The organism is Paraburkholderia ginsengisoli NBRC 100965 (assembly GCF_000739735.1).
In the GTDB taxonomy this organism is placed as follows: Bacteria; Pseudomonadota; Gammaproteobacteria; order Burkholderiales; family Burkholderiaceae; genus Paraburkholderia; species Paraburkholderia ginsengisoli.
On sequence record NZ_BBJF01000009.1, the window covers coordinates 104,164 to 119,003 of the forward strand.

The window sequence follows — 14,840 nt, forward strand, 5'->3', positions numbered from 1 at the left end:
CGAAACGACCATTCGCTCTATGAATATGACCTGAAGCAGTAACGCGGTCTGCCGACTGGCGGGCGGTTGCGTCAGATGTCGAGCGGATCGACTTCGAGATTCCAGCGCAGCACGCCCTTCAGGCCGCGCAGCAGCGGCTGCCATGCGCGCAACGTCGCCTGCAACGCGGCGCGCGACGCGCTTTCGATCAGCAATTGCGCACGGTGTACGTGCATCACCTTGACGATGGTCAGCGGCACGGCGTCGTAGACGGTCACGCGCTCGGCGGCCTCGATGCCGGCCAGTTCCGCCGCGGCCTGTTGCAGAAAGCCGAGCGCGGCCTCCAGCGTGCGGCCCTCGGCACGCAGCAACGCCTGATAGACAAACGGCGGCAGGTGCGCATCGCGCCGCTCCGCCAGCGTGGAATTGGCGAAGCCCACGTAGTCGTGACGACCCAGCGCGTGATACAGCGCGTTGCGCGGATAACGCGTTTGCACCAGCACTTCGCCCGGCAAGCCGGCACGGCCCGCCCGGCCGCTCACCTGCATCAATTGCGCGAAAAGGCGCTCGCTCGCGCGGAAATCGTGGGAGAACAGCGCGGTGTCGGCATTCAGCACGCCAACCAGCGACACGCGCTGGAAGTCGTGGCCCTTCGCGATCATCTGCGTGCCGACGAGAATATCGACCTCGCCCGCGTGGACATCGGAGAACAGCGCCTGCGCGCTGCCTTTGCGGCGCGTGCTGTCGGCATCGATGCGCAGCACGCGGGCGCCGGGCACCGCGCTCGCCAGCGTTTCCTCGACGCGCTGCGTGCCGCGGCCCATCGGCGCGATATCGACGTTGCCGCATTCCGGGCACGAGCGCGGGATGCGCGATTCCCAGCCGCAATGGTGGCAGCGCAGCGCGCGCTCCGGCTTGTGCAGCACGACGTACGCGGTGCAACGCGGACAACCGGCGACCCAGCCGCACGCATCGCAGGCGAGTTGCGGCGCGTAACCACGGCGGTTCAGGAACACGAGGCTCTGTTCGCCGCGTTCGAGCCGTGCTTTCAGCGCGGCAATCAACGGCCCCGACAATCCTTCCACCGATGCCCGCCCACGCCGGCGTTCCTCTTCCAGATCGATCAGCTTGACGGTAGGCAACACGGCATCGGCGACGGCCCGGCGCGACAGCGTGAGCCGTTTGTAGCGCCCTTGGTCGGCCTGCCACCAGCTTTCCAGCGACGGCGTCGCCGACCCGAGTACGACCGGCAGACCCAGTTGCTTGGCGCGGTAGATCGCCAGATCGCGCGCCGAATAGCGCAGCCCTTCCTGCTGCTTGTACGCCGGGTCGTGCTCCTCGTCGACGACGATGACTGCCAGCTTCGGCAGCGACGCCAGCACCGCCAGCCGCGTGCCGAGCACGATGCGCGCTCGCCCCGTATGCGCGGCGAACCAGTGGCGGGCGCGTTCGCCTTCCGCGAGGCCGCTGTGCAACGTGACGATCGAGGTACCGTCCAATGCGGCGAAGCGCGCGCGGAAAGCCGCCTCGAACTGCGGCGTCAGATTGATTTCCGGCACGAGGACGAGCGCCTGCGCGCCAGGCTTCGCGGTCAAAATCTCCGCGAGCGCGCGCAGATAGACCTCAGTCTTGCCGCTGCCCGTCACGCCGTGCAGCAGGAATGGCGCGAAGCCGTCGGCGTCGCGGATCGCTTCGACGGCGGCCGCCTGCTCGTCCGTGAGCGTGGGCAGTACGGGCGCGGCCGCAGCCGACGACGCGGGAGCGGCCTGCACCGCGGCGGCCTCGATGACGTCGAGCGCTACCCAGCCCTGCGCCCGCCACGCGTCCAGGCTCGGCAGCGCTTTGGGGTGCAGTGCGCGAGCGTCGGCGGCCAGCAGAAAGTCGGTGTCGGCGAGCGCCTGCGCCATCTTTCTCAACGCGCTGGCGCGGGCCGGCAACGCGTCGGGCAAGGCCGCACGGCCCTCGGCCGTCAGGCTGTAGCGCTCTTCCGGCGCGAACAGCCGTGACCAGCGCGACGCATCGCGTAGTGCTTGCGGCAGCGCCGGCAGCGCCACTTCGCCGAGGCCGCGTTGATAGTAGTCCGCGGCGAAGGCGGTCAACTTCAACCATTCCGCCGACACCGGCGGGCAGGCGGTGCAGACGGCGCTGACAGAGCGCAGCCGGTCCGCGGGCACGTCACTGTGAGCGGTTACTTCGCAGACGAGCCCCACCACGTGCCGCTTGCCGAACGGTACGCTGACGAGCACGCCCGGCGCGACGGGCTCGGACGTGTCGCAACGGTAGTCGAACAGGGTCGGCAGCGGATGATCCAGCGCGACGCGGACGAAGACTTCACTCACGCGACGGCGGGAAATGACAAGGTTGACGCGACGTGATGCCACATCACGGGGCACGTCGGACAGGCGACCGACCACTCGAAGTTAAAGTAAAACTTCAATTTCGGCGCTAAGTTTTGGATTCCGCTGAAGAATTGCAATCGGTCCGCTCGCCTGTGGATAACTTTGTTGAGAACTTCGTCCGGAAGGGCCGCGAACGGCGTCGCGTCGGCCTTCTGTGGGATTCCGCACATTTCGTCGAAAACCCGTCAAACCCTTGCCAGACAAGGCTTAGATGAAATGCGCCCGCACTGTGCAAGGGTCAGGACACGACGAAAGCTTCTACCGCGCCGCAGCGTGACAAATGTGCATAAGTCAAGTCTTGACAATCACAAGATCGCCATCTGACGGCCCGTGAGCGGCAATTTTCCCCTTAGGCCGAGAGCCCACTTCGCTGCGACGCAGCAAAAGTGGTAACGATTACGGCTTCATGCCGGTGCATGCGCGCCACTGCGAATCGCCCGGCTGTGTCGATGCACTTCATCGACAAGTTCAGCCACGTTTTCCGGCGGCGTGAACTGCGAGATGCCGTGTCCCAGATTGAACACGTGCCCTGGATGATTGCCGAAGCTGTCGAGCACCGCGCGTGCTTCCATGCGAATCGCCGCCGGCGGTGCAAACAGTACGGAAGGATCGATATTGCCCTGAAGCGCAACCTTGCCGCCGACGCGCTCGCGCGCCTTGCGCAGGTTCACGGTCCAGTCGAGACCAACCGCGTCCACACCGGTGTCGGCGATCTCGTCGAGCCACAGGCCGCCACCCTTCGTGAAGGTGATCACCGGCACTTTCTCGCCGTCGTGATCGCGCTTCAGCTGGCTCACCACCTGCTGAATGTAGTGCAGCGAAAAGCGTTGATAGACGCCGTCCGCCAGCGCCCCGCCCCAGGTGTCGAAAATCATCACGGCTTGCGCGCCCGCTTCGATCTGCGCGTTCAGGTAAGCGGCGACCGAGCGCGCGTTGACGTCGAGAATCCGGTGCATAAGATCCGGACGCGCGTAGAGCATCGACTTGACGGTGCGGTGGTCCGCCGACCCGCCGCCTTCCACCATGTAGCACGCCAAGGTCCACGGGCTGCCCGAGAAACCGATTAGCGGCACGCGCTGGCGACCCTGTGCGTCCGTAAGCGCGGTGCGAATTTCGCGTACGGCGTCGGTCACGTAGCGCAGCGTGGCGTCGATGTCCGGCACCGCGAGCCGCGCGACGTCGTCTTCCGTACGCACCGGGCGCGCGAATTTCGGCCCCTCGCCGGTGACGAACTCGAGCCCGAGACCCATTGCATCGGGGACGGTCAGGATGTCGGAAAACAGGATCGCGGCGTCGAGCGGATAACGATCGAGCGGCTGCAGCGTGACTTCCGTTGCGAACGCCGGGCTCTTTGCGAGACCAAGGAAACTGCCTGCGCGACCCCGCGTGGCGTTGTATTCCGGCAGGTAGCGGCCAGCCTGCCGCATCAGCCAGATCGGCGTGTAGTCGGTCGGCTGGCGCAGCAAGGCGCGCAGGAAGGTGTCGTTCAGGAGTTTATGGGCCACGTTTCGTACGACTGAAGGCAAAGGGGCATTTTACCGGAGCCGCCCCACGCCATCGCGCCCGATGCGGCCAATAACTCTGATGCGAACGGGGCGGGCGACTTTTGTCGGCGGTGATCAGCTGCGACTGCGGTGACGGTACGCGTGGTGTTTAGGTGATGACCTGGCGGAATGGCCGATGTTCAAGCCGCCATTGGCGAGCTAGCATCGCATCGTCTTAGCAGACAATTACATACAAACAGCAAGGAGACTCGATGAACAGGACAGCACTCGCCATCCTCGGCGCCGTCGCCGGTGTATTGATGCACGCAGGGGCGGCCGGCGCGCAGACCGCCGCCGCGCCTTCCCGACTCGACGAAATTCTCAGCCGCGGCACGCTGCGCGCCTGTACGACCGGCGATTACAAGCCGTACTCGTTCTACAAAGCAGACGGCCAGTTCGAAGGCATCGACATCGACATGACGCAGTCGCTCGCGAAGTCGCTCGGGGTAAAGGTGGAGTTCGTCAAGACGTCGTGGTCGAACCTGATGAACGACTTCGTCGCGAAATGCGACATCGGCGTGGGCGGGGTGTCGCCGACGCTGGACCGGCAAAAGCGCGCCTTCTTCACACAGGCTTATATGGTCGACGGCAAGACACCGATCGTTCGATGCGACGACGTCAACAAATATCAGACGGTCGCGCAGATCGACCAGCCCTCAACTCGCGTGATCGTCAATCCGGGCGGCACGAACGAGCGTTTCGCGAAACAGTACTTTACGCACGCGAACGTGACGGTTTATTCCGACAACGTGACGATTTTCAAGCAGATCCTCGACGGCAAAGCGGACCTGATGGTGACGGACGCGTCGGAAACGCTGTTGCAGCAAAAGCTCAACCCGGGCCTCTGCTCGGTGCATCCGGACAAGCCATTCCAGTATGGCGAGAAGGCTTGGCTGCTGCCGCGCGGCGACGTGGCATTCCAGCAGTATGTCGACCAATGGCTGCACCTCGCGCGGGCCACTGGTGAGTATCAGACCATCACGGATAAATGGCTGAAATGACGCCGCGGATTTCGGCCGCTTGTTGCGGGCTTGTTCCTTAGCCACAAGCGGCCAATGAATTCCGATTTATTCCAGTAACCGGCCACGATCATGTAACCGAGCGGTTCGTGTTTAAGCAAAAGCCGAAGATTATGGACGCGCCGGTGCCAGCGAATCGGCCCCATTTGCGGGACGTCAGAAGAAAGCGCTCGATGTTGCAGAGCAGCATATGAAGAGCCTTAGTGGTGAAGATTTTTCCGACGTCCTAAAAATACCTGTAACACGGGAGATTCTTCTCATGAAAGATGCGCATGCAACCATTTCATGCGGAATCGGCTGAACAATTTACGCCGCAATATGCGTCGCGAATAGCATCAATCATGCGTATGAAATTGCGAGCCAGTCATAGGTAAAAATTACGTTTAAAACGAATCCATTTAGCAATAAATCCCGCGACGCCTTATCCCACGGGCGTTACAACCTGAAACACTTTGTTACCGCGTGGGTAGGTTAATTCGCCCACAATGCCCTCAACGGTTTCAACACGGATGTGGCTGGGTGCGTGGTGTGAGCGGATACGATGCACTTGCCGGTCGGCTTATGCCGAAGCCCTGTGAAGGGGCATCCCTGCTGGGGCCGTAGTCGACGCCGGGTCGTCGTCTCAGTCGGTTCCAACTTTGGTCTCCTCGCGCTAACCCCGTAGCGTGTGGTTTTTAGCGGGCTCCAGGCCCGCTTTTTTTTCGTCTTGTCAAACGTTTGCGAGCTGTCGCGCTTACGCCTTTAGATGCTTTCAAGGATCGGGCGCTGTCCCTCAAATTGTTTTTCCCTGCGTGAGCCGCGCCGGCCGGATTCGCCTTCAGGCAATACCTGCGCGGCCCGTCTCGGCGTCACGCCGTCTTGTCTTGTTGCAACTTCAATTCGCTCATCATCCGTTCGCGCATGATGAATTTCTGCACTTTGCCGGTCACTGTCATCGGCAGCTCGTCGACAAAGCGGATGTATTTCGGCACCTTGTAGTGCGCGATTTGTCCTTGGCAGAACTGCTGGATCTCCTCCGCCGTCGCCTGCTCGCCTGAGCGCAGCACGACCCACGCGCAGACCTCCTCGCCGTACTTCGCGTCGGGTACGCCGAAAACCTGCACGCTCTGAATCTTCGGATGACGGAATAGAAACTCTTCGATCTCGCGCGGATAGATATTCTCCCCACCGCGAATCAGCATGTCCTTTAGCCGGCCGACGATGTTGCAGTAGCCCTCGGCATCGAGCGTCGCCAGATCGCCGGTGTGCATCCAGCCGTCGACGATGCTCTCCCGCGTCTTCGCTTCATCGCCCCAGTATCCCTGCATCACCGAGTAGCCGCGCGTGCACAGCTCGCCGGTCTCGCCCACCGGCACGATCTCGCCGAGCGGATCGACGATCTTCACCTCCAGGTGCGGCTGAATGCGCCCCACTGTCGTAGTGCGTTTGTCCAGCGGGTCGGTGGTCGAACTCTGGAACGACACGGGGCTGGTCTCCGTCATCCCGTATGCAATCGTGATCTCGCTCAGATGCATCTTCGAGACGACCTTTTTCATCGTTTCTATCGGGCATGGCGAGCCTGCCATGATCCCGGTGCGCAGGCGCGAGAAGTCGTAGGTGGCGAAGTCCGGATGATCGAGTTCGGCGATGAACATGGTCGGCACGCCATGCAAGGCGGTGCACTGCTCTTCGGCAACCGCGGCGAGGGTCGCGGCGGGATCGAAGCCTTCCCCGGGAAACACCATGTTCGCCCCGACCGATACGCATGCCAGCACCGATAACACCATGCCAAAACAGTGGTACAGCGGGACGGGAATGCAGAGCGCGTCCTGCTCGCTCAGCCGCATCGCCATCGCGATGTAGCGCGCGTTGTTGACCACGTTGCTGTGGGTCAGCGTCGCCCCCTTCGGATTGCCCGTCGTGCCGCTCGTGAACTGGATATTGATCGCCTCATGGCACGTCAGCGACGCGCCAATGGCGTCAAGCGCCGCGACATCGCGCGTTGCCCGCCCTCGCTCGATCAGATCCGAAAAGCTCATCATGCCAGGCGTGTCTGTGTCGCACATGCGGATCACGTGACGCAACTCCGGCAACCGTGCGGCGTGAAGTTCGCCGGACGGCTGGGTAGCCAGTTCGGGGGCGAGGTCCTGCAGCATCTCGAGGTACATCGACGTCTTGAACCGCTCGGCGGCGATGACCGCCTTGCAGCCGACCTTGTTCAACGCGTATTCGAGCTCCGCAAGCCGATAGGCCGGATTGATGTTGACCAGCACCGCGCCGATCCGCGCGGTCGCGAACTGGGTGAGCAACCACTCGACGCGGTTCGGCGACCAGATGCCAACGCGATCGCCCTTCGCGATGCCGAGTGTCAGAAGCCCGGCCGCCAACACATCCACCTCTTCCGCGAACTCCGTCCATGTCCAGCGAATCCGCTGCTCGCGAAACACCACGGCCGGCCGATCGGCAAAGCGCTGTGCCGTGTCGCGCAGAAACTCGCCGACGGTCGCTTCGCTCAACGGGATTTCGGTCGATCCGCGCACATACGAAAGACCGTCCTTGGGTTCGATGAAGGCACCTTCGCCTGACACTTGCGTTGCCATGGTTGTCTCCGTGAGCGGAACTTCGCCCGCTTGAAATGAATTTGAAATCGATTGTGCCACCGCCGTGTGTCTATTCGGCATCAAGTCTTACCCGCAGCGCATCGCGCGCACCTTGCGCGAGGTAGCCAGCAATCGATTCGACCACGTGATTTTGCTTACCTTTCCGTAAACGTCAACCTCTGGTCAAAAAAAAGCAGCCACAAGGGCTGCTTTTTCTCTGATACGTACCGCCTTAGTTCTGACCACGCAGCTTGCGCAGACGCTGAATCGCAGCGAGCTGAGCCGTCGCATACGCCAATTCCGCTTGCGCGGTTGCATATTCGAGGTTCGAACCCGTGTTTTGCAGCGCTTCTTCCGCGCGCTTGCGTGCATCTTCAGCCTTGGCTTCATCGAGATCCTTGCCGCGGATCGCGGTGTCGGCGAGAACCGTCACTGCGCCCGGCTGGATTTCGAGAATGCCGCCGGCGACGAACACAAACTCTTCTTCGCCATTCTCGGCTTCGATGCGCACCGCACCCGGACGAATCCGCGTGATGAGCGGCGTGTGGCCCGGCAGAATGCCGAGTTCACCCGCTTCGCCCGGCAGCGCGACGAACTTCGCCTGGCCCGAGAAGATCTGCTCTTCCGCGCTGACGACGTCTACCTTGATAGTTGCCATAAGTGTCGACTCCTGGTGAGCGTAGTGAGAGGCGCCGGCTTTGCATTCCGATACGTCACGCATATCGACATGTGCAAGCCCGCGCCCGCTTCGTTACACCCGACCTTTACTGGATCTTCTTGGCCTTTTCAAAGGCTTCGTCGATCGTGCCGACCATGTAGAACGCTTGTTCCGGCAGGTGGTCGCATTCGCCTTCAACGATCATCTTGAAGCCACGGATCGTTTCCTTCAGCGGCACGTACTTGCCCGGCGAGCCCGTGAACACTTCAGCGACGTGGAACGGCTGCGACAGGAAACGCTGGATCTTACGAGCGCGCGCAACGGCGAGCTTGTCTTCCGGCGCCAGTTCATCCATACCCAGAATCGCGATAATGTCGCGCAGTTCCTTGTAGCGCTGCAGCGTTTGCTGCACGCCGCGCGTGATCGAGTAGTGCTCTTCGCCGATCACGTTCGGGTCGATCTGACGCGAGGTCGAATCGAGCGGGTCGACTGCCGGGTAGATACCCAGCGAAGCGATGTCACGCGACAACACGACGGTTGCGTCCAGGTGGCCGAAGGTCGTAGCCGGCGACGGGTCGGTCAAGTCATCCGCAGGGACGTACACGGCCTGAACCGACGTGATCGAGCCGGTCTTGGTCGACGTAATACGCTCTTGCAGCTTACCCATTTCTTCAGCCAGCGTCGGCTGATAGCCCACTGCCGATGGCATACGGCCGAGGAGTGCCGACACTTCCGTACCTGCCAGCGTGAAACGGTAGATGTTGTCGACGAAGAACAGCACGTCGAGGCCTTCGTCACGGAAGTGCTCAGCCATCGTCAGACCGGTGAGCGCGACGCGCAGACGGTTGCCCGGCGGCTCGTTCATCTGGCCGTACACCAGCGCGACCTTGTCGAGAACGTTCGAGTCCTTCATTTCGTGATAGAAGTCGTTCCCTTCGCGGGTACGCTCGCCAACACCGGCGAACACGGAGTAACCACCGTGTTCCTTAGCGATGTTGTTGATCAGTTCCATCATGTTCACGGTCTTGCCCACACCGGCGCCACCGAACAGACCCACCTTACCGCCCTTTGCGAACGGGCAGATCAGGTCGATAACCTTGATGCCGGTTTCGAGCAGTTCCGTCGACGGCGACAGCTCGTCGAACGCCGGAGCTTTCTGGTGAATACCGCGAACCACGTCCGAGTTGATCGGGCCGGCTTCGTCGATTGGGCGACCCAGCACGTCCATGATCCGGCCGAGCGTCGGCTTGCCAACCGGCACGCTGATCGGCTTGCCCGTGTTCTTCACGACCGTGCCGCGACGCAGGCCGTCCGATGCACCCAGACAGATGGTACGGACGACGCCGTCGCCCAGCTGTTGCTGGACTTCGAGGGTCAGTTCCGAACCTTCGAGAATGAGCGCGTCGTAAATCTTCGGCATGTCCGAACGCGGGAATTCCACGTCGATCACCGCGCCGATGCACTGTACGATCTTGCCTTCTACCAAAGCAGTAGTACTCATCGCTTTTCCTTTAGATACTCAATTCTTCACTCGCGCAAAGGCGCAGTTTCGATGGGGGCGCCCGACCGTCAAGGTCAGACCGCCGCCGCGCCACCGACGATTTCCGACAGTTCTTTCGTGATCGCGGCCTGACGGCTCTTGTTGTACACGAGTTGCAGTTCGTTGATGACCGTCTTCGCGTTGTCCGAAGCGGCCTTCATCGCGACCATCCGGGCCGACTGCTCCGATGCCATGTTTTCCGCGACGGCCTGATAGACCAGCGCTTCGACATAACGCACCAGCAGTTCGTCCACCACTGCCTGCGCATCCGGCTCGTAGATGTAGTCCCACTGCGTGCTCGGCGTCGTGCCGTCTTCTTCCTTGCGCTCGAACTGGTCTGCCGACAGCGGCAGCAGTTGCTCGATCACCGGCTCCTGCTTCATCGTGTTGACGAAGCGCGTGTACGCCAGGTACACCGCCGAAACCTTGCCTTCCGAGTACAGGTCGAGCTGCACCTTCACCGCGCCGATCAGCTTTTCCAGATGCGGCGTATCGCCCAGATGCACGACGTTCGACACCACCTTGGCGCGCAAACGGTTCAGGAAACCGAGACCCTTGGTGCCGATCGCAGTTGCTTCGACCGTCTTGCCCTGGCCTTCCAGTTCCTTGAACTTCTGCATCGATGCGCGCAGCACGTTGGTGTTCATCCCGCCGCACAGACCTTTATCGGTCGTAACGAGGATGATGCCGGCCGCCTTCGCGCCTTCGTTCGACACCATGAACGGGTGACGATACTCGGGGTTCGCACGGCTCATGTGCGCAGCGATGTCGCGGACCTTGTCGGCATACGGGCGAGCAGCGCGCATGCGCTCCTGAGCGCGGCGCATCTTCGATGCGGCCACCATCTCCATCGCTTTCGTGATCTTGCGCGTGTTTTGCACGCTCTTGATCTTGCCGCGAATTTCCTTCATTCCAGCCATTGCTTGCTCCTTGATCGAAGCGGCGCGGGAGCATTCGCATGCGTCCCGCTCCGCTTCAAGGTCCGTTTATGCCTTGCGGATCACTCGCGGATCAATAAGCGCCGGACTTCTTGAAGTCTTTGACGGCCGTGTGCAGCAGGCCTTCGTCGTCCTTCGAGAGTTCCTTGGTATCTTCGATGCGCTTGACCAGGTCAGCGTGGCTCGACTTCAGGTATTCGCGCAGGCCCTTTTCAAACGGCAGGACTTGCGAAACTTCGAGATCGTCGAGGTAGCCGTTGTTCGCTGCGAACAGCGAGATGGCCAGTTCCCACACTTGCAGTGGCTGATACTGCGGCTGCTTCAGCAGTTCCGTCACGCGGCGGCCGCGCTCCAGCTGCTTACGGGTTGCTTCGTCGAGGTCCGATGCGAACTGCGCGAATGCTGCGAGTTCACGATACTGCGCCAGGTCGGTACGAATACCGCCCGACAGCTTCTTCACGACCTTCGTCTGAGCCGCACCACCAACGCGCGACACCGACACGCCGGCGTTAATTGCCGGGCGGATACCTGCGTTGAAGAGGTCGGTTTCCAGGAAGATCTGGCCGTCGGTAATCGAGATCACGTTCGTCGGAACGAATGCGGTCACGTCGCCTGCTTGCGTTTCAATGACCGGCAGTGCCGTCAGCGAGCCGCTCTTGCCCTTCACTTCACCGTTCGTGAACTTCTCGACGTACTCTTCCGAGACGCGAGCAGCACGTTCCAGCAGACGCGAGTGCAGATAGAACACGTCGCCCGGGTAAGCTTCGCGGCCCGGCGGCCGGCGCAGCAGCAGCGAGATCTGACGATATGCCCAAGCCTGCTTGGTCAAGTCGTCATAAACGATCAGCGCGTCTTGACCGCGGTCGCGGAAGTATTCGCCCATCGTGCAGCCGGCGTACGGCGCGAGGTACTGCATTGCAGCCGATTCCGAAGCCGAAGCGGCCACGACGATCGTGTATTCCAGCGCACCGGTTTCTTCCAGCTTGCGCACCACGTTCATGATCGACGAAGCCTTCTGGCCGATCGCGACGTAGATACAGAAGAGGTTCTTGCCCTTCTGGTTGATGATCGCGTCGACTGCGACTGCAGTCTTGCCGCATTGGCGGTCGCCGATGATCAGCTCACGCTGGCCACGGCCAACCGGCACCATCGCGTCGATCGACTTCAGACCGGTCTGGACCGGTTCCGAAACCGACTTACGCCAGATCACGCCCGGAGCAATCTTTTCGATTGCGTCCGTCTTCTTCGCGTTGATCGGGCCCTTGCCGTCGATCGGGTTGCCGAGTGCGTCGACCACGCGGCCGAGCAGTTCCGGACCCACCGGCACTTCCAGAATGCGGCCCGTCGTCTTGACGATGTCGCCTTCCGAAATGTGTTCGTACTCACCCAGAATCACGGCACCGACCGAGTCGCGCTCGAGGTTCAGTGCGAGACCATAGGTGTTGCCCGGGAATTCGAGCATTTCGCCCTGCATCACTTCCGACAGGCCGTGGATACGCACGATACCGTCGGTCACGGAGATCACGGTGCCCTGGTTGCGAACGTCTGCGCTCGCTTCAAGGCCCTGGATCCGGCTCTTGATCAGCTCGCTGATCTCAGAGGGATTGAGTTGCATTATTCGCTCCTGATAGTCAATTCTGTTGCGTGCCAGCCGCTTCAGCGCTTTGGGCGCTTCAGGCCGTCAGAGCCGTCTGCATGCTGGCAAGCCGCGCGCGGACCGAGGTATCGAGCACTTCGTCGCCGACCGTCACGCGTACGCCGCCGATCAACGACGAGTCGATCTCGACCGTCGGCTTCAGCTTGCGTTTGAACTTGCGTTCGAGACTTGCGACGAGTTCGTTCAACTGCGCGCCTTCGAGCGGGAATGCGCTGACGATCAGCACATCGGCCGCCCCTTCGCGGGCGTTCTTCAACTCTTCGAACTGCACGGCGATTTCCGGCAGCAATTGCAGGCGGTGGTTGTCCACCAGCATTTGCACCAGATTCTTCGCTTGCGCGTTGTCCTTGAGCGGCGACTTGACCGCGGCCAGCAGCAGTTCGCTGACTTGGGCGCGGCTTACTTTCGGGCTCGAGGCGATCGACAGCACTTCCGGCAGACGCGCAACCTGTGCCAGCTCCTGCACGAGCGTGGACCAGGCGGCGATGTCACCAGCTTCGGCCACGCCAAACAGCGCTTCTGCGTACGGACGGGCGATGGTTGCAAGTTCGGCCATGATCAGAGCTCGGCTTTCAGTTGATTCAGCAGGTCAGCGTGAGCTGCCTGGTCGACTTCGCGCTTCAGGATCTGTTCGGCGCCCTTCACAGCGAGTGCAGCAACTTCGCCGCGCAGCGTTTCGCGCGCCTTCACGACTTGCTGGTCCGCGTCGGCCTTCGCTTGCGCGATGATGCGAGCAGCTTCAGCTTGTGCCTGAGCCTTGATTTCGTCAGCGACTGCGACAGCGCGCTTTTCTGCGTCGGCGATACGTTGCTGACCGTCGTTGCGTGCCTGAGCGAGTTCCTGGTCGACGCGCTTATGAGCAGCTTCGAGTTCTTGCTTGCCCTTTTCAGCAGCCGACAAACCGTCAGCAATCTTCTTCGAGCGCTCGTCGAGGGCGTTGATCAACGGCGGCCACACGAACTTCATCGTGAACCACGCGAGGATCAGGAACACGACCATTTGCGCAAACAGGGTTGCGTTGAGATTCACGGTGTTTCCTTAAACGTTGCTAGTTCGGAAAGTGAAACGGCAAGGCGCTCATCGATTCTGTATTCGATCAGCGCCCCAGTGCCCGTTCCGCCCTGCGCCTTTACCAGTTATAGCTCAGGCGCAAACTTCCGAGGAACCTCAGCCTGCCAGCTTCGACAGCAGCGGGTTCGCGAACGCAAACAGCATTGCCACACCAACGCCAATCAGGAACGCCGCATCGATCAGACCAGCCAGCAGGAACATCTTGGTTTGCAGCGGGTTCATCAGTTCCGGCTGACGCGCACATGCTTCGATGTACTTGCCGCCCATCAGGCCGATACCGATACAGGCGCCGATTGCACCCAGGCCGATGATGATGCCGATACCGATGGCGGTCAGACCCTGGATGTTGGCGATGAAAGCTTGCATGATCACTCCTTTGTGAAAAGTCTTTTAGAACTGGTTGGAACTGGGATTTAAAAACTAAAGCGATTCTTTTTGACGGCGCAGTTTAGTGCGTGTCGTGTGCCTGGCCGATGTACACCAGCGTCAGCATCATGAAAATGAACGCCTGCAGCAGAACGATCAGGATGTGGAAGATTGACCACACGCTGCCGGCGATCACGTGGCCGATGAAGCCAAGCACCGTCGTGTCCGCGCCGAAGCTCCAGATGCTGCCGAGCAGGGCAATCAGCAGGAACAACAGTTCGCCCGCGTACATGTTGCCGAACAGCCGCATGCCCAGGGAGACCGTCTTCGCGACGAACTCGATGATGTTCAGTGCAAGGTTCGGGATCCACAGGAGCGGATGCGCGCCGAACGGAGCGGACAGCAGTTCGTGCACGAAGCCGCCTGCGCCCTTGATCTTGAAGTTGTAGTAAATCATCAGCACGAACACGCCGAGCGCGATGCCGAGCGTGCCGTTCAGGTCGGCGGTCGGCACGAGGCGGTGGTGCGGGATGGCTTCGGACAGACCCAACCAGCCAATCACATGGCCCGGCAGGTCGACAGGGATAAAGTCGAGCGAGTTCATCAGCGCGACCCAGACGAACACGGTCAAGGCCAGCGGTGCGATGAAGGTGCGCGTGCCATGGATCATCGACTTCGATTGATCCTCGACCATTTCGACCAGCATTTCGATCGCGCATTGGAAACGGCCGGGCACGCCGGACGTTGCCTTGCGGGCAGCGAGATGCAGGATGAAAATGGTGGCCAGACCGCAAACGATCGACCAGAAGAGGGTGTCCAGATTCCACACGTGGATGTCGAAAATCGACGTCTGGTGCGCGGTGGAAAAGTTCTGCAAGTGGTGCGCGATGTACTCGGACGGATCCATTGCGCGCGTGCCTTCGCTAGCTGCCATATCGTTAAAGCCACCCAAATTGTCGAAAATCGTCTTAGGCCGTACCCGCAGCAATGCTGTCTTGCGGGAACATGCCGGGTGCGGACCGTGTCATATCCGCACACCTGATGCCAGCGCCACGCGCCAGCCTGAATTTTTTGCTGCTACTTGCTTCTG

At 61.3% G+C, this 14,840-nt stretch carries 12 protein-coding genes; 1 reads left to right on the plus strand and 11 read right to left on the minus strand.

Going from position 1 to position 14,840, the window contains the following annotated elements:
• Positions 1–71: 71 nt before the first annotated feature.
• Together BGI01S_RS17170 and hemE are read right to left on the minus strand one after the other, a co-directional pair.
• The gene (locus BGI01S_RS17170; RefSeq protein ID WP_042327168.1) at positions 72–2,318 is read right to left on the minus strand and encodes a primosomal protein N'; all 2,247 of its coding nucleotides are present in this window, start codon (positions 2,316–2,318) and stop codon (positions 72–74) included.
• A 464-nt stretch (positions 2,319–2,782) separates the two neighbouring features.
• The gene (hemE, locus tag BGI01S_RS17180; protein ID WP_042327170.1) at positions 2,783–3,883 is read right to left on the minus strand and encodes a uroporphyrinogen decarboxylase; all 1,101 of its coding nucleotides are present in this window, start codon (positions 3,881–3,883) and stop codon (positions 2,783–2,785) included.
• Between the two features lie 251 nt (positions 3,884–4,134).
• Between hemE and BGI01S_RS17185 the strand changes: the two genes are divergently transcribed.
• Positions 4,135–4,923 (plus strand): transporter substrate-binding domain-containing protein, encoded by a 789-nt coding sequence (locus BGI01S_RS17185; protein ID WP_042327171.1) that lies wholly within the window; start codon positions 4,135–4,137, stop codon positions 4,921–4,923.
• 866 nt (positions 4,924–5,789) lie between these two features.
• On the opposite strand, the gene BGI01S_RS17190 is transcribed toward BGI01S_RS17185, so the two are convergent.
• From BGI01S_RS17190 to atpB, 9 genes are all read right to left on the minus strand, one after another.
• On the minus strand, positions 5,790–7,520 hold the full coding sequence (locus BGI01S_RS17190) for an AMP-binding protein (RefSeq protein WP_042327172.1): 1,731 nt from the start codon (positions 7,518–7,520) through the stop codon (positions 5,790–5,792).
• A gap of 232 nt (positions 7,521–7,752) precedes the next feature.
• On the minus strand, positions 7,753–8,178 hold the full coding sequence (locus BGI01S_RS17195; protein WP_012434800.1) for a F0F1 ATP synthase subunit epsilon: 426 nt from the start codon (positions 8,176–8,178) through the stop codon (positions 7,753–7,755).
• Positions 8,179–8,284: 106 nt separating this feature from the next.
• Complete coding sequence (gene atpD, locus BGI01S_RS17200) at positions 8,285–9,679, minus strand: F0F1 ATP synthase subunit beta (RefSeq protein ID WP_042327173.1); 1,395 nt, start codon at positions 9,677–9,679, stop codon at positions 8,285–8,287.
• 74 nt (positions 9,680–9,753) lie between these two features.
• Positions 9,754–10,638, minus strand: coding sequence for a F0F1 ATP synthase subunit gamma (gene atpG / locus BGI01S_RS17205; protein WP_042327174.1), 885 nt, complete (start codon positions 10,636–10,638; stop codon positions 9,754–9,756).
• 91 nt (positions 10,639–10,729) lie between these two features.
• Positions 10,730–12,271: a F0F1 ATP synthase subunit alpha gene (gene atpA, locus BGI01S_RS17210; RefSeq protein WP_042327175.1), complete on the minus strand. Its 1,542-nt coding sequence runs from the start codon at positions 12,269–12,271 to the stop codon at positions 10,730–10,732.
• Positions 12,272–12,329: 58 nt separating this feature from the next.
• Complete coding sequence (locus BGI01S_RS17215) at positions 12,330–12,869, minus strand: F0F1 ATP synthase subunit delta (protein WP_042327176.1); 540 nt, start codon at positions 12,867–12,869, stop codon at positions 12,330–12,332.
• A 2-nt stretch (positions 12,870–12,871) separates the two neighbouring features.
• Positions 12,872–13,342, minus strand: coding sequence for a F0F1 ATP synthase subunit B (locus BGI01S_RS17220; protein WP_042327177.1), 471 nt, complete (start codon positions 13,340–13,342; stop codon positions 12,872–12,874).
• Between the two features lie 138 nt (positions 13,343–13,480).
• Positions 13,481–13,750 (minus strand): F0F1 ATP synthase subunit C, encoded by a 270-nt coding sequence (atpE, locus tag BGI01S_RS17225; RefSeq protein ID WP_007180033.1) that lies wholly within the window; start codon positions 13,748–13,750, stop codon positions 13,481–13,483.
• 82 nt (positions 13,751–13,832) lie between these two features.
• Positions 13,833–14,684 carry a F0F1 ATP synthase subunit A gene (atpB, locus tag BGI01S_RS17230; RefSeq protein ID WP_042327178.1) on the minus strand — a complete coding sequence of 284 codons (852 nt, stop codon included), beginning with the start codon at positions 14,682–14,684 and terminating at the stop codon, positions 13,833–13,835.
• Between the last annotated feature and the right edge of the window lie 156 nt (positions 14,685–14,840).